22 protein-coding genes and 1 tRNA gene are annotated in these 24171 nt (G+C 72.7%); 12 read left to right on the top strand and 11 right to left on the bottom strand.

Going from position 1 to position 24171, the window contains the following annotated elements; genetic code table 11:
• Positions 1-49 precede the first annotated feature (49 nt).
• The 8 genes from ACIPLC_RS20355 to ACIPLC_RS20320 all read right to left on the bottom strand — a co-directional run bounded on the left by ACIPLC_RS20355 (position 50) and on the right by ACIPLC_RS20320 (position 8954).
• Positions 50-1507: an aldehyde dehydrogenase family protein gene (locus tag ACIPLC_RS20355; protein WP_400474395.1), complete on the bottom strand. Its 1458-nt coding sequence runs from the start codon at positions 1505-1507 to the stop codon at positions 50-52.
• 12 nt (positions 1508-1519) lie between these two features.
• A complete protein-coding gene (locus tag ACIPLC_RS20350; protein WP_400474394.1) occupies positions 1520-2530 on the bottom strand; it encodes an alcohol dehydrogenase catalytic domain-containing protein in 1011 nt (336 codons plus the stop codon).
• A gap of 62 nt (positions 2531-2592) precedes the next feature.
• Positions 2593-3348, bottom strand: coding sequence for an SDR family NAD(P)-dependent oxidoreductase (locus ACIPLC_RS20345; protein WP_400474393.1), 756 nt, complete (start codon positions 3346-3348; stop codon positions 2593-2595).
• Positions 3349-3562: 214 nt separating this feature from the next.
• Complete coding sequence (locus ACIPLC_RS20340) at positions 3563-4525, bottom strand: oligopeptide/dipeptide ABC transporter ATP-binding protein (protein ID WP_400474392.1); 963 nt, start codon at positions 4523-4525, stop codon at positions 3563-3565.
• Positions 4522-5517: an ABC transporter ATP-binding protein gene (locus tag ACIPLC_RS20335; protein ID WP_400474391.1), complete on the bottom strand. Its 996-nt coding sequence runs from the start codon at positions 5515-5517 to the stop codon at positions 4522-4524. Before ACIPLC_RS20335 ends, ACIPLC_RS20340 begins: the two co-directional genes overlap by 4 nt.
• Positions 5514-6386, bottom strand: coding sequence for an ABC transporter permease (locus tag ACIPLC_RS20330; RefSeq protein WP_400474390.1), 873 nt, complete (start codon positions 6384-6386; stop codon positions 5514-5516). The genes ACIPLC_RS20335 and ACIPLC_RS20330 overlap by 4 nt, the downstream gene beginning before the upstream one ends.
• Positions 6373-7395: an ABC transporter permease gene (locus ACIPLC_RS20325; protein ID WP_400474389.1), complete on the bottom strand. Its 1023-nt coding sequence runs from the start codon at positions 7393-7395 to the stop codon at positions 6373-6375. The genes ACIPLC_RS20330 and ACIPLC_RS20325 overlap by 14 nt, the downstream gene beginning before the upstream one ends.
• The gene (locus ACIPLC_RS20320; protein ID WP_400474388.1) at positions 7392-8954 is read right to left on the bottom strand and encodes an ABC transporter substrate-binding protein; all 1563 of its coding nucleotides are present in this window, start codon (positions 8952-8954) and stop codon (positions 7392-7394) included. Before ACIPLC_RS20320 ends, ACIPLC_RS20325 begins: the two co-directional genes overlap by 4 nt.
• 249 nt (positions 8955-9203) lie before the next feature.
• On the opposite strand from ACIPLC_RS20320, the gene ACIPLC_RS20315 reads away from it, so the two are divergent.
• The 4 genes from ACIPLC_RS20315 (at position 9204) to ACIPLC_RS20300 (ending at position 12747) form a co-directional block, all read left to right on the top strand.
• On the top strand, positions 9204-9809 hold the full coding sequence (locus tag ACIPLC_RS20315; RefSeq protein WP_400474387.1) for a TetR family transcriptional regulator: 606 nt from the start codon (positions 9204-9206) through the stop codon (positions 9807-9809).
• A gap of 113 nt (positions 9810-9922) precedes the next feature.
• Positions 9923-10663, top strand: coding sequence for a tyrosine-protein phosphatase (locus tag ACIPLC_RS20310; RefSeq protein WP_400474386.1), 741 nt, complete (start codon positions 9923-9925; stop codon positions 10661-10663).
• Positions 10657-12438, top strand: a complete 1782-nt coding sequence (locus tag ACIPLC_RS20305; protein ID WP_400474385.1) for a glycoside hydrolase family 3 protein — start codon at positions 10657-10659, stop codon at positions 12436-12438. Before ACIPLC_RS20310 ends, ACIPLC_RS20305 begins: the two co-directional genes overlap by 7 nt.
• 235 nt (positions 12439-12673) lie before the next feature.
• Positions 12674-12747 (top strand) — tRNA-Met (locus tag ACIPLC_RS20300).
• A 128-nt stretch (positions 12748-12875) separates the two neighbouring features.
• Here ACIPLC_RS20300 and ACIPLC_RS20295 read toward each other — a convergent pair.
• Entirely contained in the window at positions 12876-13508 is a 633-nt protein-coding gene (locus ACIPLC_RS20295; protein ID WP_400474384.1) for a cyclase, read from the bottom strand.
• A 390-nt stretch (positions 13509-13898) separates the two neighbouring features.
• On the opposite strand from ACIPLC_RS20295, the gene ACIPLC_RS20290 reads away from it, so the two are divergent.
• The 4 genes from ACIPLC_RS20290 to ACIPLC_RS20275 are packed head-to-tail and all read left to right on the top strand — an operon-like array spanning position 13899 to position 17687.
• Complete coding sequence (locus tag ACIPLC_RS20290) at positions 13899-14033, top strand: hypothetical protein (protein WP_400474383.1); 135 nt, start codon at positions 13899-13901, stop codon at positions 14031-14033.
• A 12-nt stretch (positions 14034-14045) separates the two neighbouring features.
• Positions 14046-15224, top strand: a complete 1179-nt coding sequence (locus ACIPLC_RS20285) for an agmatine/peptidylarginine deiminase (protein ID WP_400474382.1) — start codon at positions 14046-14048, stop codon at positions 15222-15224.
• A 7-nt stretch (positions 15225-15231) separates the two neighbouring features.
• A complete protein-coding gene (gene ureA / locus ACIPLC_RS20280) occupies positions 15232-15981 on the top strand; it encodes an urease subunit gamma (protein WP_400474381.1) in 750 nt (249 codons plus the stop codon).
• Between the two features lie 8 nt (positions 15982-15989).
• The gene (locus ACIPLC_RS20275; RefSeq protein ID WP_400474427.1) at positions 15990-17687 is read left to right on the top strand and encodes an urease subunit alpha; all 1698 of its coding nucleotides are present in this window, start codon (positions 15990-15992) and stop codon (positions 17685-17687) included.
• A 171-nt stretch (positions 17688-17858) separates the two neighbouring features.
• On the opposite strand, the gene ACIPLC_RS20270 is transcribed toward ACIPLC_RS20275, so the two are convergent.
• On the bottom strand, positions 17859-18455 hold the full coding sequence (locus ACIPLC_RS20270) for a TetR/AcrR family transcriptional regulator (protein WP_400474380.1): 597 nt from the start codon (positions 18453-18455) through the stop codon (positions 17859-17861).
• A 350-nt stretch (positions 18456-18805) separates the two neighbouring features.
• Between ACIPLC_RS20270 and ACIPLC_RS20265 the strand changes: the two genes are divergently transcribed.
• From ACIPLC_RS20265 to ACIPLC_RS20250, 4 genes are all read left to right on the top strand, one after another.
• Entirely contained in the window at positions 18806-19804 is a 999-nt protein-coding gene (locus ACIPLC_RS20265) for an agmatine/peptidylarginine deiminase (RefSeq protein WP_400474379.1), read from the top strand.
• A 178-nt stretch (positions 19805-19982) separates the two neighbouring features.
• Positions 19983-21371: an ABC transporter substrate-binding protein gene (locus ACIPLC_RS20260; RefSeq protein ID WP_400474378.1), complete on the top strand. Its 1389-nt coding sequence runs from the start codon at positions 19983-19985 to the stop codon at positions 21369-21371.
• 113 nt (positions 21372-21484) lie between these two features.
• Entirely contained in the window at positions 21485-22120 is a 636-nt protein-coding gene (locus ACIPLC_RS20255) for a TetR/AcrR family transcriptional regulator (RefSeq protein ID WP_400474377.1), read from the top strand.
• 69 nt (positions 22121-22189) lie between these two features.
• On the top strand, positions 22190-22645 hold the full coding sequence (locus tag ACIPLC_RS20250; protein ID WP_400474376.1) for an ester cyclase: 456 nt from the start codon (positions 22190-22192) through the stop codon (positions 22643-22645).
• 53 nt (positions 22646-22698) lie between these two features.
• On the opposite strand, the gene ACIPLC_RS20245 is transcribed toward ACIPLC_RS20250, so the two are convergent.
• Positions 22699-24105 (bottom strand): APC family permease, encoded by a 1407-nt coding sequence (locus ACIPLC_RS20245; protein WP_400474426.1) that lies wholly within the window; start codon positions 24103-24105, stop codon positions 22699-22701.
• Between the last annotated feature and the right edge of the window lie 66 nt (positions 24106-24171).

Genomic DNA, 24171 nt, shown 5'->3' with positions numbered 1-24171 from the left:
GCCCGGGCCCGCCCTGCCGGACTCCCGCCGGAGCGGATCCGGCGGACCGTCAACCACGGCTGATGGTCCCGGTGGTGATGGTGATGTGCTTGTACTCGACGAAGTCGTCCATCACCGCCATGCCGTTCATCCGGCCGAGGCCGGACTGCTTGAAGCCGCCCTCCTCGAACTCGTCGTAGACCGTGGCCCAGTCGTTGATCCAGATGGTGCCGGCGTCCAGTTCGCGTGCGACCCGCAGCGGGCGGTCGATGTCGCGGGACCAGATGCTGGCGGCGAGGCCGTACATGTTGTCGTTGGCCAGGCGGACGGCGTCGGCTTCGGTGTCGAAGACCTGGAAGGTGAGGACCGGGCCGAAGGTCTCCTGCTGGACGATGTCGAGGGAGTTGTCGGTGACCTCCAGCAGACTGGGGTGGTAGAAGGCGCCCTTGGCGAGCGGCCCCTCGGTGATCGGGCCGCCGCGGACCAGGGGTTTGGCCCCGGCGGCGATCGCGGCCTGGACGACCTGGTCGATGCGTTCGGCGTTCGCCTTGTCGATGACGGGGCCGAGTTCGCTGGCCGGGTCGGCCGCCGGGCCCACCCGCAGGTTCTCCAGCCGGTCGGTCAGGCGCTCGCGCAGCACGTCGGCGATGCCGCGTTGGGCCAGGATGCGGCTGCCGGTCATGCAGAACTGGCCGTTGAAGACGACCAGGGCGTTGACCAGGGCGGGGACCGTGGCGTCCAGGTCCGCGTCGTCGAACACCAGCATGGGGGTCTTGCCGCCGAGTTCGAGGCCGCAGCGCTTCAGGTGCTCGGCGCCGGTGGCGGAGATCGCCCGGCCGACCTCGGTGCTGCCGGTGTAGCTGATGCACGGCACGTCGGGCGAGGCGACCAGGTGGCGGGCACCGTTGCCGTGCAGTTCGGTGAAGGCGTTGACCACACCCCGGGGCAGTGTCCGGGACTCGGAGAAGATCCGGTAGATCAGGGAGTTGATCTGCGCGGTCCGGCCGGGCATCTTGACCACGGCGGTGGTGCCGGCGGCGAGTGCCGGGGCGAGCGAGCGGATCAGGAGCACGAGCGGCGAGTTCCAGGGCGTGATGATGCCGGACACCCCGCGCGGCTGGCGCAGCACCATGGAGAAGGAGCCGGGCTTCACCTCCAGCGCGCGGCCGTACTCGGTGCGCACCAGCGAGGCGTAGTAGCGCAGCTTGTGCGGCACCATCTCCGCCTCGAAGCGCGCGTGCGGCTTGAGTTTGCCGGTCTCCAGGGCCAGTGCCTCGACGAGCTCCTCGGTGTGGTCCATGAAGGCGTGGGCCAGCTCGTTGAGCACGCGGACGCGCAGCAGCCGGTCGTCCTTCCACCCGGTCCGCTCGAAGGCCGCCTTCGCCGCCGCGATCGCGGCGGCGGCCTCCGTCTCGCCGCCGTCGGCGTACCGGCCGATCGTCTCTCCGGTGGCGGGGTTCACGCTGTCGGCGTGCGACTGCGAATCCACCCACTCGCCGTTGATCCAGTGCAGTGCGGTCGTGTTCATGCGGTTCCTGCCCTACGGGAGGAGGACGGCGCGGTACTTGGCCTTGCCCATGTTCTGGAAGGTGTTCTCGGCGTCGTCGAGGGGGTGGGTCTCCACCATCGGGCGGACACCCTTGAGGGCGGCGAAGGCCATCGCCTCCTCGCTGTCCTTGGCGTGGCCGCTGTACCAGCCGGCCAGCTCCCGGCGGCCGAACACCAGGAGTTCGGGGTCGACCTGGATCGGGTCCTGGCCGGTGGCGATCACGACCAGGCGGCCGTTCGGCGCGAGCCCCTGGACCAGGTCGGCCTGGGAGGGGCTGTGGCCGGCGGTGGAGATGACGGCGGCCGCCCCACCGTGCTTGGCCAGCGCCTCGCCCGCGCTGCCCTCGTCGCTGTCGATGTACTCGTCCGCGCCGAGCCGGCGGGAGACGTCCTCCTTGGTACGCCCGCGGTTGATCGCCACCGTGCGGAAGCCCATCTTGTCGGCGAACTGCACGGCCAGGTGGCCGAGGCCGCCGATGCCGTGGACGGCGACGGTGTCGCCGGGGCCGGCGCCGCAGTGGCGCAGCGCGTTGAAGGTGGTGATGCCCGCGCACATCAGCGGGCCCGCCTCCTCGAAGGAGATCGCGTCGGGGATCCGGGCCAGGGCGTCCTGTGGTGCGACGACGCACTCGGCGTAGCCGCCGTCGTAGGTGACGGCGACGACGTTGCCTTGCACGCAGTTGGCGAAGTCGCCCCGGCGGCAGGGGTCGCAGACGAAACAGCTCCCGCCGTGCCAGCCGATGCCGGCCCGGTCGCCGGACTTCCAGGCGGTGACGCCGGGGCCCACCGCGTCGACCTCGCCGGCGATCTCGTGGCCCGGCACCCGGGGCAGGCGCACGCCGAGCAGGCCGTACCGGACGACGTTCTCGCCGCCGCACACCCCGCAGGCCCGCACCCGGACCCGGACCTGGCCGGGGCCCGGCTCGGGGACCGGCAGTTCGCCGACCACGAAGGGTTCGCCGACCTCGACCGCCTGGACGGCTTTCATCGTTGACGTGCTCATCCTGGTCACTCCTCGCGTTCCTCGTCCTGTTCGGCCCGGCGGCGTCAGTTGCTGGAGCGGCGTCAGTTGCTGGAGCCGCCGTTCATCAGGACCTCCTCGCCGGTGATGAAGAACGATTCGTCGCCGGCCAGGAATTCGGCGACGTCGGCGACGTCCGTGGGGGTGGCGAGGCGGCCGATCGGGATCGTGTCCAGCAGCGCCTTCTTGTACGGGTCGTCGTCGCCGACACCGGTGAAGATGCCGGCGCCGTCGATCGGGCCGGGCAGCAGGGAGTTGACCGTCACACCCCGGTGGCCGATCTCCTGGGCGAGGACCTTCACCAGGTACTTCGGCGCGGACTTGCTGGTGCCGTAGAGGCCGAGACCGGGCTGGGGGCGCGCGGTGGAGCTGGAGGCCATGTTGATGATCCGGCCCCCGTCCGAGACGTGGCGGGCGGCGGCCTGGATCACGAAGAACGGGCCCTTGGTGTTGACCCGGAACAGCAGGTCGTAGTCGTCCTCGGTGATGTCGGTGACCGGGATGTTGACCTTCTCGACACCGGCGTTGGCGACCACGATGTCGATCTTTCCGAAGGCGTCCAGGCCGGCCTTGAACAGCTTCTCGATCTCGGCGACGTCCGACACGTCCGCCTGGACGGCGATCGCGCGGACGCCCGATGCGGTGGCCTTGGCCACCGCATCGTCGGCCGGCGCCCTGTCCCGGGAGTAGTTGAACACGACATCCGCTCCGCGCTCCGCGAAACGCAGCGCGACCGCTCTGCCGAGCCCCTTCGACGAGCCGGTGACCAGCGCGACCTTGCCCCTCAACGACTGTGCCATCTGGGAGTCCCTCTCTCGGCCCGCCCACGTCCGTCCCGGGCCTGCGCGACGATGACCCCCTAGGCCAGTGAACCCGCCGTGCCCGGCAGGCGCATCTCCACGACGTCGTACGCCCGATGGGCCGGAACCGGTACCGCACTGGGGTACCCGCGAAGCGGAGGACCGAGGGGGCCCGTACCCGGTACGGGCCCCCTCCTCACCCCGGTGGCGCCGCTCAGGGGACCAACGGCCGGTGGCAGGCCACGGTGCGGCCCGGGGCGACCTCGCGCAGGGAGGGCGTCTCGCTCGCGCAGCGGGCGTCGGCCAGGGGGCAGCGGGTGCGGAAGCGGCACCCGGAGGGCGGGGCGAGCGGGGAGGGCGGATCGGCCGGCAGCAGGCCGGTGTCGCCGAGCGGGCGGCCGGGTTCGGGGACGGCGGCGAGCAGGGCGGCGGTGTAGGGGTGGGCGGGGGCGGCCAGGACCTCCTCGGTGGGGCCCTGTTCGCAGAACCGGCCGAGCTGGAGGACGGCGACGTCGTCGCTCACCGCCCGCACCACGCCGAGGTCGTGCGAGATGAACAGGCTCGCCAGGCCGCGTTCCTCGGTCAGCCGGCGGAGCAGGTTGAGGACGGTGGCCTGGGCGGAGACGTCGAGGGCGGAGACGGCCTCGTCGGCGATGAGGACGCGTGGTTCGGCGGCGAGCGCGCGGGCGATGGCGACGCGTTGGGCCTGGCCGCCGGAGAGCTGGGCCGGCCTGCGGTCGCCGAACAGCGCGGGCGGCAGGCCCACCGCGGTCAGTTGCTGCTCGACGACGGCCGCCCGGTCGCGCGCCGGGTCGGGGTGGGCGTCGAGCGGTTCGGCGACGAGGTCGCGGACCGTCCGGCGGGGGTTGAGCGAGGAGAGCGGGTCCTGGAAGACCATCTGCATCCGGGGTCGCAGCGCCCGCAGCGCGCGCGGGGAGAGCGCGGCGAGGTCGGTGCCGTCCAGGGTGACGGTGCCGGCGGTGGGCGGGGGCAGCCGCAGCAGGGCCTTGGCGATGCTGCTCTTGCCGGAGCCGGACTCGCCGACCAGGGCGAGGGTACGGCGCTCCCGCAGCTCCAGGGCGACGTCGCTGACGGCGTGCAGCGGTCCGGAGCGGGTGCGGTGGATCACCGAGAGGCCCTCGGCCCGCAGGACGGGGGCAGTCGGGGCGGCGCTCATGCGGCGTTCTCCATCGTGCTGAGGGGGAAGTGGCAGGCCACCGTCCGCCCGGGGCCGGCCGGCTGGACGGGCGGCGCGGCCGTGGTGCAGAGCGGCCGGGCGAGCTCGCAGCGCGGGGCGAACGGGCAGCCCGCGGCCGGCCGGGAGAGGTCCGGCGGCGAGCCGGGGATGGCCGGCAGGGTACGGCGCAGCGGTCCGGTGACGCGCGGCACCGAGCGCAGCAGCGCGGCGGTGTACGGGTGGGCGGGCCGTTCGGTGACCTCCTCGGTGGGGCCGGTCTCGACGATCCGGCCGCCGTACATGACGGCGATCCGCCGGGCCCGCCCGTAGAGCAGGCCGATGTCGTGGGTGATCAGGAGGGTGGCGAGGCCGCGGGTCTCGCGGTGGCGGTCGAGCAGGTCGAGGACGGTGCGCTGGACGGTGACGTCGAGGGCGGTGGTGGGTTCGTCGGCGAGCAGCAGGGCGGGTTGCCCGGCGAGGGCGGCGGCGATGCCGACGCGCTGGCGCAGGCCGCCGGAGAGTTCGTGCGGGTAGGCGCGGGCGCGCCGGGCCGGGTCGGGGACGTCGACGGCGGCGAGCAGGTCGGTGGCCAGCTCGCGGCGGGCCCGGCGGCCGATCCGGCGCCGGTTGGTGAGCGACTCGGTGACCTGGTCGGCGATCCGGACCACCGGGTTGAGCGAGGTCATCGGGTCCTGGTGGACCATGGCGACGCCGGTGCCGAGCAGTTCGCCGCGGCGGGCGGCGGTGGCGGTGAGCAGGTCCTCGCCGTTCAGCAGCACCGTGCCGGTGGACTCCACCCGGGTGGTGCGGGCGTGCACGCCGAGGACGGTGCGGGCGAGGACGGACTTGCCGGAGCCGGACTCGCCGACCACCCCGAGGCACTCCCCCGCCTCGATGGTGAGGCTGACGTCGTGCAGGATGTGCAGCGCCCGGCCGTCGGGGGTGTGGATCGTGGTGTCGAGCGAGCGGACGTCCAGAACCGCGGTGGTCATGCGGGCGCTCCCTTCCGGTGGGGCGAACGCAGGTGCTCGCCGAGGTAGTTGAGCGCGAGGACGGTCAGGCAGAGCACCGCGGCCGGCGCGAGCGAGATCCACGGCGCGCTGCCGAGCGTGGTGCGGCCCTCGGCGATGATGCCGCCCCAGGACGGCTCCGGCGGCCGCAGCCCGAAGCCGAGGAAGCTGAGCGAGCCCTCGGCGACGATGGCCACCGTCGTCGCGGTGAAGGCGAAGGTCAGCGCGATCGGCGCGACGTGCGGGACGACCTCGCGGCGCAGGATCCGCAGCGGCGCGGTGCCGATCATCCGGGCGGCCTGGACGAAGCCGCGTTCGCCGAGCGACAGCACGACCGCCCGGACCACGCGGGTGAACGAGGGGACGGTGAACAGGCCGATCAGCGTGCCGATCACGGGCAGGCCGGGGCCGCGCAGCGACACCACGATCATCACCAGGATCAGCGTGGGGACGGACATGAGCAGGTCGGTGGCGAAGCCGATGGCCTTGTCGACCGGGCCGCGGAACCAGCCGGCGGCCAGGCCGAGCACGCCGCCGCCGAGCAGGCCGACCGAGACGGTCAGCGCGGCGACGGCGAAGGAGGCGCGGGCGCCGGCCACGGTGCGTTGGAGGAGGTCGCGGCCGGAGGCGTCGGTGCCGAGCCAGTGGCCGGGGCCGGGAGGGGCGGAGGGGTGGGCGAAGTCGCCGTGCAGCGGGTCGAAGCCGGGCAGCAGCGGCAGCAGCAGGGCGCAGAGCGCGACGGCGGCCAGCCACGCGGTGGCGGCGACCACCCCGGCCGGGGGCCGCCGCCGGGCCGGCCCGGCGGGTACGGCCCGCACCGGCTCCGGTGCGGCGGTCTCAACGGTGGTCATGGGCGATCCTCGGGTCGAGCGTGCGGTAGAGCAGGTCGACCGCGAGCGTGGCCGCGACGACGGCGGTGGCGCTGACGACGACGACGGCCTGGATGACGGGGAAGTCGCGGGCGTTGATGGCTCCGGCGGCGAAGCCGCCGATGCCGGGGACGGCGAACAGCGTCTCGACCAGGACCGAGCCGCCCAGGGAGGTGCCGATGCCGATGCCGACCAGGGTGACGAGCGGGAGCGAGGAGGGCCGCAGGGCGCGGCGCAGCAGGAGCCGGCCGGTGCCCATGCCGCGGCTGCGGGCGGCGGCGATGTGCGTCTGGTCGAGGGTGTCCAGCAGTTGGCCGCGCAGGGTCCGGGTGAAGACGGCGGCCTCGGTGAGGCCGAGGGTGAGCGCGGGCAGGACGAGGTGGCGCAGGTTCTCGACCGGGTCCTCGGTGAACGGCGTCCACCCGGTGGCGGGCAGGATGCGCAGCTGGACGGCGGCGATCCAGATGAGCAGCAGGCCGAGCACGAAGCCGGGCACGGCGAGCCAGACGAAGGCCCCGGCGGTGGCGACCCGGTCCAGCGGGCCGCCCGGCTTCCAGGCCGAGAGCAGCGCGACGGGCAGGGCGATGCACAGCGCCACCAGCTGCCCGGCGAGGAAGAGTTCGAGGGTGACGGGGATGCGGTCGGCGAGTTCGGAGGTGACGGCGGCGCCGCTGGTGAGCGAGTGGCCGAGGTCGCCGTGCAGGGCGTCGCCGAGCCAGTGCCAGGTGGCGGTGAGCAGGTCGTCGTCCAGCCCGAGGCGGGCCTCGTAGGCGGCGACCTGCTCGGGGGTGGCGGTGGGGCCCAGCGCGGCGACCGCCGGGGAGCCGGGCATCAGGTGCGGCAGCCGGAGCGCGGCGAGGGTGACCAGGAGGAGGGCTGCGCCGGCCCGCCCGACCGGCCCAGCGGCACCCCACAGGCGGGCACCCCACAGGCGGGCGACCGGGTGGCGGGCGGCGCCGGGCCGCGAGGCCCTGACGGCGGCGGCCGTCACTTCTTCACCCACAGGACCGCGGGGGAGACGTTGACGACGGTCCGCCGGGACACGTCGGGCAGGCCGGCGACCCGGGTGGTGGCGAGGAAGCCGACCGGGTTCTCGGTGAGGAAGAGCATCGGGGCGTCCGCCACGACGGCCTGCGCCGCCTCCTGGTAGGAGCGGGCCCGCTGGGCCTGGTCGAGCGAGGCCCGCCCGGCGCCGATCGCCCGGGCGGCCCCGGGGCTGTCCCAGCCGCTGAAGTTGAACGGGGAGTCGGGCAGGTAGAGGCTGGCCAGCGCGGTGTCGGTGTCACCGAACATGCTGGTGACGAAGTCCATCACCTGGAACTTGCGCTGGAACATCGCGGTGCCCAGGCTCGCCGCGTCCATCGGCTTGACGGTCATCCTCACCCCCGCCTCGGCCAGCATCTGCTGGAGGACGGTGGCCCGTTGCTGGCTCTCGGGCCGGTTGTCGACCAGGTACTCGAAGGAGAGGTCCGGGTGGCCGGCCTCGGCGAGCAGCGCACGGGCCCTGGCCACGTCGCGGGCGGGGTACGCCGCGGCGCCGGTGCCCCGGTAGGGGGAGGTGGAGCCGATCGGGCCGTCCGAGACCTTGCCCTGGCCGACGTAGACGACCTTCTCGACGGACTCGCGGTCGATCGCGTACTGGAGGGCCCGGCGGACCTTCGGGTCGTCGAAGGGGGCGGCCTTGGTGTCGAACACGACGGTGGAGGTGGAGCCGGGGCCGGTGGCGGCCCGCAGCCCGTCGCCGGCGGCCTGCTTGTACTGGGCGGGGGTCTCCGTCCAGATCAGGTCGGCGTCGCCGGAGCGCAGCGACTGGTAGCGGCTGTCGGCGTCCGGCAGCACCCGGTAGACGAGCTTGTCGGCGTGGCCCCTGGCGCCCCAGTAGGCGGGGTTGCGGGCGAGGGTGACGGAGACTCCGGGCTGCACGCTCTCCACGGTGTACGGGCCGGAGCCGACGGCCGGGGCGTCCCCGGCGGGCGGCTCGGAGACGTAGCCGAGCGAGCGGGTGAAGAGGCTGGGGAAGGCGGCGTTCGGCGCCTTGAGGGTGAAGGTGACGGAGGTCGGGGAGTTGACCGCCATGGCGCCGATGGTGGCGGCGTCGGCGGTGCAGGAGCACTTGGCCTCCGGCTTGGCGAGGCGGTTCACGTGGTCGACCACGGCCTGCCCGTCCACCGGCTTGCCGTCGCTGAAGGTCACGCCCTCGCGCAGGTCGAGGGTCCAGCCGGTGGCGTCGGCGTTGGGGGTGAAGGACTTCGCCAGGTAGGGCTTCGCGGCGCCGTTGTCGTCGTTGACCATCAGCGGGTCGTACAGCGCGTTGGCCAGGATCATCATCGGCATCTGGGTGAGCGTGCCGTCGGCCGGGTCGAGCTTGGCGAACGGGCGGTCCAGGCCGATCTTCAGGGTGCCGCCGTCGACCGGCGCGCCGTCGTTCGCCGCCGACGGGGCGGAGCCGTCTCCGGACACCGCGTCGTCGGAGGCCGAGCAGGCGCCGGCGGTCAGGGTGACGGCCAGTGCGCAGGCCACCGATGCCACAACGTGCTTGTGCCGCTTCATGGTTCCTCGGGATTCTCAGGTCGCGGGGGTGGGGCGCCGGCAGGGGGGACTGCCGACGACGACACCATTTCGGAGGTGGCAGTACTGCCAAAAGGCAGTTGTGCAAACGCCGCGTGGCCAGCTGCCGAAGAGTCGGCGCGCGCCTTGAGCGGGTCACGCCGGACGTGATTCGGTACTGGCCGTGGCGGTACGCGAGGCACCGCCCCAGCGACACCCGGCGACGGGCTGACGACGAGGAGCGGTACACCGATGCGGGCGCAGGAGACGGACACCGTGGCAGAGCTGGGCATGCGCGACCGCAAGAAGGCGCGCACCCGCGAAACCATCCGCACCGCCGCGCTGGACCTCTTCGAGGAACAGGGCTTCGAACGCACCACGGTCGACCAGATCTGCCGCCGCGCCGACGTCGCCCACCGCACGTTCTTCCGCTACTACGCCACCAAGGAGGCCCTGCTCTTCGGCATGGACTACGGCCGGACCGTCCTCGGCGCCTTCGCCGCCGCCCCCGCCGACCTCAGCCTCTGGGAAGCGTTCGGCCACGCCCTGGCCGCCACCGGCGGACGCATGGAGGAACCCGCCGAGCACACCACCCGCCGCCGGGCGCTGCGCCGCGAGTTCCTGGAGATCAAGTCGGTCCGCGACCACGCCCTCGTGCTGGTCGACGACTTCGGCCAGCGGGCCGCGGACATCGCCGGCGAGCGCCTCGACGTGGACCCGCGCACCGACCTGCGCCCGGCGGCGCTCGGCGCGATGCTCGCCGGCATGATCCGGCGCCACATCCTGATCGGCTCCGAGACCGGCGGGCTGGCCGACTGGGCCGACGCCTTCCAGGACGCCCTGCGCCCCACCCGGTGACCGGCCGCCCCACCGAGCACCGCCCTCACCTTCGTACCGTCTCCGTTCCCGTGATTCGCACCGTCTCCGTTCCCGTGATTCGCACCGTCTCCGTTCCCGTGAAAGGCCCCCGCATGTCACTGGTCAACTTCCGCGACCCCGCCGTCCTCGCCGACCCCGGCGGTCGGTGGATCCGCCCCGGCGCGCTCTACCGCTCCGCCCAGCCCTTCCCGGCCGCCGACGAGGCCACGGTCGACCAGCTGCGCGCTGCCGACGTCCGAACGGTCGTGGACCTGCGGAGCTCCGCCGAGTGCGACCCGGCCGACTGGGCGGCCGTCGAGGCCACCGGGGTGACCGTCGTCGCCGCCAGGGTGGACCCCGCCTCCGACACCGTCGCCGCGGCCATGCGGACCATGACCGGCGCCGCCGACCTCGGCGCCTTCTACCTGCTGATGGCCGAGCAGGCGCCCGGGGCCGTCGCCGTCGCCGTGGAGGCCGCCGCCCGGCCCGGCGGCGTCCTGCTGCACTGCGCCGCCGGCAAGGACCGCACCGGCCTGCTCACCGCCCTGCTGCTCGACGTCCTCGGCGTCCCGGCCGAGGAGATCATCGCCGACTACGCCCGCACCACCGACGCCCTGCCGCAGATCTTCGCCGGCCTCGCCGAGCGCCACCGCACCGCCCTCAACGACACCGCCGCCCGCCGCTCCGTCCCCGCCCCGCTGCTGGCGGCCCCCGCCGAGGCGATGGCCACCTTCCTCGACCTGGTCCGCACCCGCCACGGCGGCTCGGCCGCCTTCCTGGCCGCCTGCGGCGTCACCGCCGCCACGCTCGACGCCTTCCGCGCCAAGACCGCCCCGGAGGCCGTCGCATGCTGACCCTGCTGCGCCACACCGACGGCACACCGTTCCGCGACCTCAACCACAACGGCACCATGGAGCCCTACGAGGACCCGCGGCTGCCCGTCGAGGAGCGCGTCGAGGACCTGCTCGGCCGGATGACCCTCGCCGAGAAAGCCGCCCTGATGCTGCACGGCCGGATGATCCCCGGCGGCCCGGACGGCCGGGCCGGCCGCTACCCGACCGGCGCCCACCTCATCACCCGACACGGCCTCACCGCCTTCGCCATGATGGCCGTCCCCGACGCCCGCACCATGGCCGGGTGGAACAACCACGTCCAGGACCTCGCCGCCGCCGAACGCCTCGGCATCCCGGTCACCCTCGCCTCGGACCCCCGGCACGGCACCTCCGCCAACCCGCTCACCGCCGCCAGCGGAGGCGGCTTCAGCCTCGGCCCCGAACCGATCGGCCTCGCCGCCGCCGACGACCCGGCCCTCGTCCAGGAGTACGCCGCCCTGATCGGCCGCGAACTGCGCGCCGTCGGCATCCGGCTCGCCATCCACCCGATGGCCGATCTCGCCACCGAACCGCGCTGGGCCCGGATCAGCGGCACCTTCGGCGAGGACGCCGACCGCGCCTCCCGCACGATCGCCGCCTACATCCGCGGCCTCCAGGGCGAGCGCATCGGCCCGGACAGCGTCGCCTGCATGACCAAGCACTTCCCCGGCGGCGGCCCGCAGTTCCGGGGCGAGGACTCGCACTTCGCCGCGGGGCGCCGCCTGGTCTACCCCGGTGGCGCCTTCGAGCACCACCTGCGTCCCTTCGAGGCCGCCTTCGAAGCCGGCACCGCGCAGATCATGCCCGCCTACGCGATCCCCTCCGGCACCGGCCTGGCCGAGGTCGGCGCCAACTTCAACCACGACGTCATCACCGGCCTGCTGCGCGGCACGTACGGCTTCGACGGCGTCGTCTGCACCGACTTCAACGCCATCACCGGCATGGACGTCCCCGGCCTCGTCACCCTCCCGCCGCGCCACTGGGGCGTCGAGGAACTGCCGATCACCGAGCAGGTCGTGCTCACCCTCGACGCCGGCGCCGACCAACTCGGCGGTGAGACCGACCCGGAGCTGATCCTGGCCGCCGTCCGCTCCGGCGCCGTCGCCGAGCAGCGGATCGACGAGTCCGCCCGCCGGATCCTGCGCGACAAGTTCCGCCTCGGCCTCTTCGACGACCCCTACGTCGACCCGGACGCCGCCGCCGAACTGGTCGGCGCCCCGGCCGGACGCGAACTCGGCCGCCGGCTCCAGGCGCGCTCGCTGGTGCACCTCGCCGGGCAGCCGCCCACCGGGACGCGCCTGTACGTCGAGGGCGTGGACCCGGAGGTCGCCGCCCGCTACGGCACCGTCGTCGACCGGCCCGAGGACGCCGACGCCGCCGTCATCCGGATCGCCGCGCCCTACGAGCAGCGCGAGGGATTCCTGGAACGGCACTTCCACAGCGGCTCGTTGGAGTACCCGGCCGGGGAGGCCTCGCGACTGCGCGGCATCGCCTCCGCCGTCCCGACCGCCTTCGCCGTCCACCTCGACCGCCCCGCCGTCCTCACCCCGCTCATACCCCACGCCGCCCTGCTCATCGGCGAGTTCGGCGCGCACGACGACCTCGTCCTGGACGCCGCCCTCGGCCGCGCCCCGATGACCGGCACCCTCCCCTTCGACCTGCCGCGCTCGGACGCCGCCGTCGAAGCCGCCCGCGAGGACGTCCCCTTCGACACCCGCGACCCGCTGTTCCGCTGCGGCCACCCGGCCGCCCGCTGATCTGCCGCACCGGTCGCCCCGCACCGGTGGCCCCGCACCGGTGGCCGCGCACCGGTCCTCGGTGCGGGGCAGCAGCAGCTCGATGCGGTCGGCATACCGGCGAGTCCTCCAGTGACCGGGGCTCCCTGTCCGGGAGTTGGGAACGGCCGACCGCATCTCAACCAGCCGCGCACGCGGCCGCCCCGGTCACCGAATAGGTGATCGCCGGCTGATGCCGTACAGTCGGTACTACCGACGCGGGGTGGAGCAGCTCGGTAGCTCGCTGGGCTCATAACCCAGAGGTCGCAGGTTCAAATCCTGTCCCCGCTACTTCCGACGCCGGGGCCGACGCACATGTGTGCGTCGGCCCCGGCGCTTTCATCCCTTCTTCCACTCCTGTCCCGCTCCTACGCCCGTGAACAGCGGCTGCGGACGGTGCGGCTCGCCACCGAGCCCGGTCAGCTCACCGTTGTGGTGCTGAGCGCCTGCGCGGTGGCCGGGTAGCAGGCGGTGGGCACGTCGACGGTGAAGAACGAGACGGGCACGGTCGCCGTGAAGGTCAGCCCCGGGTCCGAGTAGCCCGTGCCGGCCACCGAGGTGCGGATGACGCTGCCGGAGGCCCCGGCGGCCAGGTTCAGGGTCAGCGCGGGGAGCGTGAAGGTGCCGCCGCCGTCGACCGACCCGTTCACCGTGACCACGACGTTGCCGTTGTTCACCGCGACGCTCGCGCTGCCCGAGTAGCCGGAGCCGCCGGTCAGCGACTCGCCGGTCAGCGTGGCGTTCGCGGGGACCGGCACGGTGAGCACGATGGTGCTGATCGACTGGACGCTGTAACCACCCACCGTGGTGGGCACGGTGAGCGCGTCGGGGGCCAGGGTGACGGTGAACTGGCTGCCGGCCGCGACCGCGGCGGGCGCGGTGGCGTTGACACCGGCGTTGAGGTTGAAGGTCTGTGCCGACCCGATCGGCGGAGTCGCCTGGCAGGCCAGGACGACCGGGGTGTCCGCAGCCGCGGCGGTCGGCGCGAAGAGCCCGACCGCCGCCACGCCGCTGGCGAGCACGACCGCGGCACGTCGGAGAGCAGAGGTCATTCTCATGAGGGTTCTCCCGAGAAGCCCGAGGTGGGGGTGAGGGTGAAGGTGCGCGCGAGCGTCGGGGCTTGGGGCTTGGGGCTTGGGGCGCCCGAGCCACCCGACGACCCGACGACCCGACGCAGGCCGAGCGAGTTCAGCATGGGCGCGTCAGGGGCCCCCAACAATCCTGCTGCGCACGGCAGTTGCAGCACTTTCCGGCCATTCTCCGGCCGGGCCGCCCCATCCGGGGGTCATCGCCGACGACGAGCTTCCCCGCATCCTCCATGAGACTGAAATTTCAGTCAAATCAGGAGGAGCAACGGCACGGAACCGCGCCTCCCGGCGACCTCCGCCCCGCGACCGCAGCTGGGCCGCTCACGAGCTTGACCGATTTTTCAGTCAATGAAAGTGTTCACGTCGAGCTCGAAGCTCGCCGACTCCCACCTCGGCATCCACGTCGTCAACGGCAGCCTCGTCGCCGCCTCGTTCGGCGGCCACTGCCTTGACGCCGGCCAGCGCCCGACCGCCAGCACCACCCCCTGACCGGAGGATCCCGTGCCCTACCCCGATCTGTCCCGCCGCACCATCCTGCGCTCCCTCGGCGGCGCGGGCGTCCTCGCCCTCGGTCTGACCGCCTGCTCGGACCTCGACCAGCCCGTCGAGGACGCCCCGCAGTCCCCGCCACCGTCCGGGGCCCCCACGGCGTCCGGGGCCCCAACGGCACCCGGTGCGCGCCGCTTCGGCGCCGAATGGGAGAAGCACGTCCGCACCGTGATGTCCTGGCCCGCCTCGGAGAACGTCTGGGGCGACCAGCTCCCCGACGTCCGGAAGGACATCGCCGGCCTGGCAAGGGCCATCGCCGCCCGCGAACCGGTCGTCCTGATGGCCCGCCCCGAGCAGCAGGACGCCGCTCGGAACGCGTGCGGCTCCGCGGTCGAGGTCGTCCCCGTCGCCGTCGACGACCTGTGGGCCCGCGACACCCTGCCCGTGTTCGTCGAGGAGGGCGGCAAGGTCAAGGGCGTCGACTTCAACTTCAACGGCTGGGGCAACAAGCAACAGCACGCCAACGACGGCAGGATCGCCCGCACCGTCCTGGCCAAGTACGGCGTCGAACGCATCGAGACGAAGCTGGTCGCCGAGGGCGGCTCCTTCGAGACCGACGGCCAGGGCACCCTGCTGGTCACCGAGAGCTCCGTCGTCAACGGCAACCGCAACCCCGGCATGACCCGCGACCAGGTCGAGGCCGAGCTCAAGAAGGCCCTCGGCGTCACCACCGTGATCTGGCTGGCCGGCGTCAAGGGCAAGGACATCACCGACGCCCACGTCGACTGCCTCACCCGCTTCGCCGCCCCCTGCGTCGTCCTGCTCGACCAGGCCTTCCCCGGCACGCCCGCCGACGTCTGGTCCCGCTCCGCCGACCAGGCCCGCGGCGTCCTCCAGAACGCCGTCGACGCCCGCGGCAAGAAGCTCGACGTCATCGAGCTCCAGCAGCCCGACCCCGACAGGATCACCGGCCGCGGCGACGCCTTCGTCTCCTCCTACATGAACTTCTACGTCGGCTCCAAGGGCGTCTACCTCCCGAAGTTCGGCGACGACCGCGCCGACGACCGGGCCCAGCAGATCCTCAAGCAGCACTTCCCCGACCGCGAGATCGTCCCCGTCAGGATCGACACCATCGCCTCCGGAGGTGGCGGCATCCACTGCGCCACCCACGACATCCCGGCCGTGGGGTGAACGCGCGATGCAGCTGACGCCCACCGAACGCGACCGGCTGCTGATCTTCACGGCCGCCGAACTGGCCAGGGCCCGGCACGCCCGCGGTCTGCGGCTCAACGTCCCGGAGGCGACCGCGCTGATCGCCGACACCGTCTGCGAGGCGGCCCGGGACGGCGCACGCCTCGCCGAGGCCGTCGCCGTCGGCCGCAGCGTGCTGGCCGCAGACGACGTGCTGCCCGGCGTGGCGGACCTGATCGGCGAGATCCACGTGGAGGCCGTCTTCGAGGACGGGACCCGCCTCGCGGTCGTCACCGACCCGTTCCAGGACGCCGACGGAGGCCTCGGGGACGGCGCGCCGGGCGCGGTCCTGCTCGGCCCCGACGCCCCTCACGCCCCGGCCGCCGCCGTCACCCTGGCCGTCCGCAACACGGCCGAGGTGCCGGTCTCGGTCACCTCGCACTTCCACTTCTTCGAGGCCAACCCGCGCCTCGCCTTCGACCGCGCCGCCGCGTACGGCATGCACCTGGCCGTTCCGGCCGGCTCCTCGGTGCGCTTCGACCCGGGCGCCACCGTCGAGGTCGGCCTGGTGCCGATCGGCGGCGACCGGGTCGTGATCGGCTTCGCCGGGCTGGTCGACGGCCCGCTGGACGCGCCGCGGGTGAAGCGGGAGGCCCTGCGCCGCGCGGCCGCGTGCGGCTACCTCGGGGCCGGGACCGGCGAGGACGAGGCCCCCGGCACCGAGATCCGTGACGACCGACAGGAGAGCAGGCCGTGAGCAGCAGCATCGAACCGCACGAGTACGCGGCCGTGCACGGCCCGCGCGCCGGGGACCGGGTGCGGCTCGGCGACAGCGGTCTGGTCGTCCGGGTCGAATCGGACTCCCAGGCACCGGGCGACGAGTTCCTGGTGGGCTTCGGCAAGACCGCCCGCGACGGCATGCACCTCAAGGCCGCCGCCGTCCGCGACACCTGCGACGTGGTGATCAGCAACGTCCTGGTGATCGACGCCGTCCAGGGCATCCGCAAGACCTCGATCGGCATCCGGGAGGGCCGGATCGCCTCGATCGGGCGGGCCGGCAACCCCGACACCCTCGACGGCGTCGACGTGGTGGTCGGCACGGGGACGGCGATCGTGTCCGGGGAGGGCATGATCGCCACCGCGGGCGCCATCGACACCCACGTCCACCTGATGTCGCCGCGGATCATGGAGGCCTCGCTCGCCTCCGGCGTCACCACCATCATCGGCCAGGAGTTCGGCCCGGTCTGGGGCGTCGGCGTCAACTCACCGTGGGCGCTGCGCCACGCCTTCAACGCCTTCGACGCCTGGCCGGTCAACATCGGCTTCCTGGGGCGCGGTTCGTCCTCCCACCCGGCGCCGCTGGTGGAGGCGCTGGCCGAGGGCGGCGCCTGCGGGTTCAAGGTCCACGAGGACATGGGCGCGCACACCCGCGCCCTGGACACCGCGCTGCGCGTCGCCGAGGTCCATGACGTGCAAGTGGCGCTGCACACCGACGGGTTGAACGAGTGCCTCTCCGTCGAGGACACCCTTCGCGTCCTGGAGGGGCGGACGATCCACGCCTTCCACATCGAGGGCTGCGGCGGCGGACACGTCCCCAACGTGCTGAAGATGGCGGGCGTGCCGAACGTCATCGGCTCCTCCACCAACCCCACCCTGCCCTTCGGCCGGGACGCGGTCGCCGAGCACTACGGCATGATCGTCTCCGTCCACGCGCTGAAGACCGACCTGCCCGGCGACGCCGCCATGGCCCGCGACCGGATCCGCGCCGGCACCATGGGTGCCGAGGACGTCCTGCACGACCTCGGCGCCATCGGGATCACCTCCTCCGACGCCCAGGGCATGGGCCGCGCCGGCGAGACCGTCCGCCGCACCTTCATGGTGGCCGCGAAGATGAAGGCCGAACTCGGCCCGATGGACGGCGACGGGCCGGACGACGACAACGAGCGCGTGCTGCGTTACATCGCCAAGCTCACCATCAACCCCGCCATCGCCCACGGCCTCTCCCACGAGGTCGGCTCCATCGAGGTCGGCAAGCTCGCCGACATCGTGCTGTGGCGCCCCGACCGCTTCGGCGCCAAGCCGCAGCTGGTGCTGAAGGCCGGCTTCCCCGCCTACGGCGTCACGGGTGACCCCAACGCCGCCACCGAGAGCTGCCAACCACTGGTGCTGGGGCCGCTGTTCGGTGCCCACGGCGCCACCGCCGCCGACATCTCCGTCGCCTTCGTGAGCCGTGCGGCGGCCGATTCCGGGTCGTCCGACAGGCCCTACGACAGCATGACCACCCGCCGCCGCCGGGTCGCCGTCCGCGGCACCCGCGGCATCGGCCCGCGCGACATGGTCCGCAACGCCCGCACCGGCCTGGTCGAGGTCGACCACCTGACCGGCGCGGTCTCCCTGGACGGCGAACTCCTGCGCTCCGAACCCGCGGACAGCGTGCCGCTCAACCGCCTCTACTTCCTCTGAGCCTTCCTCTGAGCCTTCCTCTGAACCGTCCGCTGAACCGTCCGCTGAACCGTCCGCTGAACCGCCGGCCGCCGCGACACGCCCGTCACGGCGGCGGCCAACGGCCGACGGCCAACGTCGGGCGGTCGCTCCCCCGGGGCGCGACCGCCCGACGGGCAGGTGAAAAGTCGGTCAGCACCGGCACCGTACGGCGGCCGACAGCACCGACAACTCCACCTCGATCGCCTCCCGGAGCAGGTGCCGCGCATGCTCCAGCGGCATCGAGCCGGTCAGCCAGCGGGCGCTGAGTCCCTCGATGAGGACGGTGAGACGCTCGGCGGAGGCCGCGTGCGCCGGCGCCGTGGCCCCGGGGCGGGCGCGGCCGAGCAGATCCGCGACGTCGTGCACCCAGGCGTGGGTGGCCCGTGCCAGTTCCTCCCGGAGATCGGGTTCGAAGACCGCACTGGCCCTCAACTCCCCCCAGGCCGTGCTGTTCTCCCGGACCTCCGGGGTGTCCTGGAGTTCCAGGAGCAGGACCTGTTCGAGATCCCGCCGGGGATCGTCCGAGTACCCCGCGCAGTCCCCCTCGGCGGTGTAGCGGTCCGCCCGGTCGCTGATGAACTCCAGGGTCCTGCGGAGCAGCCCGGCCCGGTCGGTGAAGTGGTAGTACAGCAGCGAGGTGGACACCCCCGCCTCCGCAGCCAGCTCGCCAACGCGCAGTCCGCGCACACCACGCCGCGCGATGACCCGGGTGGCGGCGATGAGTATCTCTGTTCGACGATCGGACACAAGCGATCACCCTACCGGCCGGGGCCTCCTGCGGAGAAATTCCTGATCGAAGATTCAGGGCCAAATTCCCGTGCGGCCAGGCGGTCAGCCCCGGATCAGGACTCATGACGGACCATCACGGCAGCGGAAACTGGAGGACCGTGCGTATCGGGTATTGACTGAATTTTTAGTTGCAGTCAAGATGTGCGTCACCCCGCTCCACCCAGTCGCAGCCCGCCGTGCCGCCCGCCATCTGGGCGCGGCACCGCCCCGGTCCGCCGCCTCGGCCGGCCACCCCGGTCCACCGCCTCAGTCAGCCACCCTTGATCCACTTCCTGACTGAAAATTTGAACAAGAGAGAAGGATTCGCCATGACGTTCCAGATGCCGGCCGAGTGGACCCCCCACGACGGGTGCCTGATGGCCTGGCCGACCCGGTCGGACCTCTGGGGGGAGACCTTCGAGGAGGCCAAGCGCGAGTACGCGCAGGTCGCCCGGACGATCGCCGGGTTCGAGCCGGTCACCATGGTCGCGCTGCCGGGCCGCGGTGCCGAGGCGCAGGAGCTGTGCGGGGAGGGCGTCGAGGTCGTGGAACTCCCCATCGACGACTCGTGGTTCCGCGACTCCGGGCCGATCTTCGTGCTCGGCGAGGACGGTCGGCGGGCCGGTGTGGACTTCCGCTTCAACGCCTGGGGCGGCAAGCACCACCCGTACGACACCGACGACTTGATCGCCGGGCGTCTGCTGGAGCGCCTGGGCGTCGAGCGCATCGACTCCCGCATGATCCTCGAAGGCGGGGCGATCACGGTCGACGGCGAGGGCACGCTGATCACCACCGAGCAGTGCCTGCTGAACCCGAACCGCAACCCGGGGATGAGCAAGGAGGAGATCGAGGCCGAACTGATCGCGAAGCTCGGCGTCAGCACGATCATCTGGCTCCCGTACGGCGGCCTGCTGGACACCGAGACCGACGGCCACGTGGACGGCGTCTGCGCGTTCGTCGCCCCCGGCAAGGTGATCGTCCAGCTGCCCGCCGACCCCGATCACCCCGACCACGAGCGCATGCGCGCCAACCACGCCGTCCTGACGGCCGCCACCGACGCCCGGGGCCGCGAGCTGGAGATCCTCGAAGTCCCGCAGAGCGCCTTCGTCGAGGTCAACGGCACCGACGTCGAGGTCGGCTACCTCAACTTCTACATCGCCAACGGCGGCGTCGTCGTCCCGGTCGCCGACGTCCCGGAGGACGAGGGGGCACTCGCCGCCATCGCGACCGCCCTGCCCGGCCGCAAGGTCGTCGGCGTCCGCTCCCGGGTGATCGCCTACGGCGGCGGCGGCATCCACTGCATCACCCAGCAGGTGCCCACCGCCTGAGCCGCTCGCCGACCGCCCCGCCCGTCACCCCTCCGACCGCCCCGCCCGTCACCCCGCCTGCCGCCCCGCTCATCGCCGTGGCCTGAGCAGCGAACCCCCCACTGCCAGCCCCCCGCTGCCAGCCCCCCGGCCAGCCCCCACGCCGGACCCCCGTTGAGCCTGGAAGAAAGAACCCTCGATGCCACGAAGCCAGCGCCCCGAGCACAGATCCCCGCACCGCCGCCACGCCCTGCCGGCCGCCGCCCTGGCAGCCTTCGCCCTGGTCGCCGCCTGCTCCGGCCCGCCGAAGACCGGTGACAGAGGCAGCGGCGGCCAGGCGTACAAGCTGTCCGCCGACACCCCTGCCGCCAAGGGCCAACTCGACTCGTTCAGCTGGGCCTTGTACGCCGAGCCCCCCACCCTCGACTACATCTCGGCGTTCGACTACCCGCAGAACACCATCCTGTCCAACGTGTGCGAGAGCCTGATGCGGTGGACCCCGCAGCTGACCCTGGCGCCCGGGCTGGCGGCGAGGACCACCAACCCCGACCCCACCACCTGGGTCTACGACCTGCGGCCCGACGTGCACTTCCACGACGGCGGCGTGATGACCGCCGACGACGTGGTCTACAGCCTCGGCCGGCAGATGAACCCCGACAACGCGGCGGCCTGGGCCCAGCAGTTCCAGAACGTCAGCACCGTCGCCAAGAGCGGCCCGCTCCAGGTCACCGTCAAACTCAAGCAGCCCGACTCGCAGTTCAACCAGTACATGGCGACGGCCGCGGGCGTCGTCGCCTCCAGGGCCGGCATCGAGGCGGCCGGCAAGGACTACGGCACCTCCGACAGCCTCGACTGCACCGGGCCCTACCAGCTCGGCTCCTGGAACAAGGGCCAGTCCATCCAGCTGCGGCGCTTCGACGGCTACTGGGGCACCAGGGCCAAGTCCGCGAAGGTCGACTTCCGCTTCCTAACCGACCCCTCGGCGCGCGTCAACGCCATGATCAGCGGTGAGGCGGACGGCGGCTACCTGATCCCGACCGAGAGCTACGACCGCCTGGGCAAGAGCGGCGTGGGCACCCTCTACTTCGGCGAGGGCCTCAGCACGGTCAACGTCAACGTCACCAACATGAAGGGCGTGCTCGGCGACGTCCGGGTCCGCAAGGCGCTGTCGCTGGCCCTCGACCGCTCCGGCTTCGTGCGCACCGGGCTCGCCGGGGCCGGCAGCACCACCGGCTCCCTCACCGCCCGCGCGGCCTGGGCCGCGGCGCTGCCGGACGTCAAGCAGGACGCGTTCGAGGGGCTCACCCCGACCGCCCCGGACATCGACCAGGCCAGGGCCCTCATCAAGGAGGCCGGCGCCACCGGCAAGACCGTCACGGTCGCGACCAGCTCCATCGGTCAGGACGTCTCGCTGCTGGCCACCGCCGTCCAGTCGGCCGGCGCCAGGATCGGTCTCGACGTCCAGCTCAGGACGATCGCGCCCAACGCCTTCACCGCGCTGTTCACGGACGCGAAGGCGCGCGAGGGCATCGACCTGTTCCCGGAGACGTACTACGACTCCATCACCGACCCGCTGGACCTGCTGTAACCCGCGCGGTGGCACACGGCAGGCACTGGCCGGGGATGGCGTGGATGGCGTGGATGCCAGGAACTCAAACATCCGCTTGACAATGAACCCGAGCGCCTGCTTGAGTCCGGATCATGGTGCGGGAACAGAGGGCGGATCTACGCCGGGAGGCCGGCCGGCGGACCAGGGACGGCCTGCTGACGGCCGCCCTGGAGCTGCTCGCGGAGCGGGGCCAGGGCGGGGTGACCCTGCGCGAGATCACCGACCGCGCGGGGGCCAACGTCGCCGCGGTCAGCTACCACTTCGGGTCGCTGAAGGCGCTCTGCGACGCGGCGATCGAACACGCGCTGGAGCAGTACCTGGACGCGCAGATCCAGGCGCTCGACCCGCTCGGCCCCGAGTCGACGCTCCAGGAGCTCGCGGCGGCGTTCGCCCGGCCGATGGTGCGCGCGCTGGCCGCCGGCGGCCGGGACCTGGCCGTGATGCGCACCGTGGCCCGCGTCGGGATCGACCCGCCGCAGGGCTGGGAGCGCCTGGCCGGCAAGTTCGAACGGACCCGCCGGGACGCCGTCCGGGTGCTCACGGCGAACCTGCCCGGCCTCGACGAACGGGACCTGGTCTTCCGGACGCGCTGCGCCGCTGGCCTGCTCAACTGGCTCGCCCTGGCACCCCTCGGCGCCGAGTTGGCCACCGAACCCGCCGAGCGGATCGAGAGCCGGCTGCTGCCCGTCCTGGCGGGGGCCTTCCACGGCCAGCCGTACGCCGGCTGACCCGCGCGGACTCCGCCGCGGCCGAAACAGTTCAAACAACTGCTTGACGAGGCCGCCGACGCAGAAACCGTGGTGCGGGCCGCGTACCACGCGGCCGAGGGCAGCGTCCTGGACGTCCAGGGGTTCATCGACCTGTTCGCCGAGGACGGGGTGTTCAACAACGTCGTCGCGGGGGACAGCTACCGCGGCGAGCACCTCGGCGACCTGGTCGCCGCCATGGGCGGGCTGGCGCCCGACCTCCACCGCGAGCTCCACCGGTTCCACGTCCTGGGCGACGTGGTCGCCGTCGAGCTGACGATCGAGGGCACCGTCACCGGCCCCTTCGAGACGCCCGCCGGCGTCATCCGACCGACCGGCGCCCGGCTCAGCATCCCCACCGCCGACTTCTGGTACATCGAGAACGGGAAGGTCAAGGAGTTCAACTGCTACGTCGGCGTCAGCGTCATGCTGGCCCAGCTGGGCGTGCACCCGGACTTCGCCTCCGCCGTCGCGGCCCCTTGGCCCCCTGACCGTTTGACCCCCTGACCGTCCGCCCGTCCGCCTGTCCGCCTGTCCGCCCCGGAACGACGGGCTGGTCACTACCCGGCGGGCGGGGTGGCGGTGTCGGCGTACCGGGCCTCCCGGTATTCCTCGCGGACCTCCTTGGGCCCGAACGGCCAGGCACCCTCGACCCTCGACCAGATCAGAAAGGCGAGGCCACCGAGGGCGACCCAGACCAGCGACCACTCGATCGGGTGAACACCCTCGTTGGCCTCGTCCGCGTAGCCGTAGATGACCAGCCAGCCGACGGCGGCGACGATGCTCGGCAGCGGGTAGAGCACCATCTTGTACGGGCGGGCGAGGTCGGGCTGCCGCTTGCGGAGCACGGTGACGGCGGCGATCTGGGCGAGCGCCTGGACGATCACCATGACGCTGGTCAGCAGGGCGATCAGGATGCTCAGCGGCGGGTGCTCGGAGGTGTCACCGAGGTGCCGCGCGAACAGGAAGCCGGCGGCGGTGACGGTGACCATGGCGATCAGGCCGAGCACCGGGAAGCCGTGCCGGGGGTGCAGTCTGGCGAAGGAGCGGAAGAACATCCCGTCACGGGCCGCGTCGTACGGCACCCGGGAGCCGCCGAGCAGGCCCGCGAAGACGGAGGCGAAGGCGGTGACGAGGATCAGCACCGTCACCGTGTCGGCGGCGCCCCTGCCCCAGGTCCTCTCCAGCACCGCGGAGGCGACCGACTTGGCGGCCACGTTGCCCGGGTCCAGCATGTCCTGCCAGTTGATCACGCCGAGGACTCCGACCTGCATCAGCAGGTAGACGGCCATGATGGCGATGATCGAGTGGATGATCGCGCGCGGCATCACCCGGCCCGGGTTCCTGATCTCGGCGCCCAGGTAGGAGGCGGTGTTGTAGCCGAGGTAGTCGTAGATGCCGATGGTCAGACCGGCGGCGAAGCCGACCCAGAACCGACCGTGGGTGAGCTCGATGGCACGGGCGGGCCAGGTGAAGGCGAGCGAGGGGTGGAAGTCGGTGGCGGAGGCCAGGATCACCGCGCCGACCGAGAGGATCATCACGACCCACATCCCGACCGTGATCGCGCCGATGCCCTCGACGGTGCGCCACAGCAGCACCAGGACCAGGGCGAGCACCGCGACTCCGACGACGTCCCCCTGGACGGTCGTCATACCGGGCCACAGGTACGCGAGGTACTGCACCAGGCCCTGCACACCGGTGGACATGATCAGCGGTATGAAGAGCATCGCCGTCCAGACGAACAGGAACGGCATCAGCCGCCCGGTGCGGTACTGGAAGGCCTCGCGCAGGTAGACGTAGGTGCCGCCGGCGCCGGGCAGCGAGGCGCCGAGTTCGGCCCAGACCAGGCCGTCGGCCAGGGCGAGCAGCGCGCCGGCGATCCAGCCGATCACGGCCTGCGGGCCACCGAAGGCAGCGACCATCAGCGGGATCGTCACGAACGGTCCGATGCCGCACATCTGGCTCATGTTGATCGCGGTGGCCTGGAAGGGGCCGATCCTTCGGGTGAGGCCTGAGGACACGAATGACTCCAG

Source organism: Kitasatospora sp. NPDC086801 (assembly GCF_044745805.1).
Classification (GTDB): domain Bacteria; phylum Actinomycetota; class Actinomycetes; order Streptomycetales; family Streptomycetaceae; genus Kitasatospora.
This window is presented reverse-complemented; position numbering and strand designations above follow the sequence as displayed.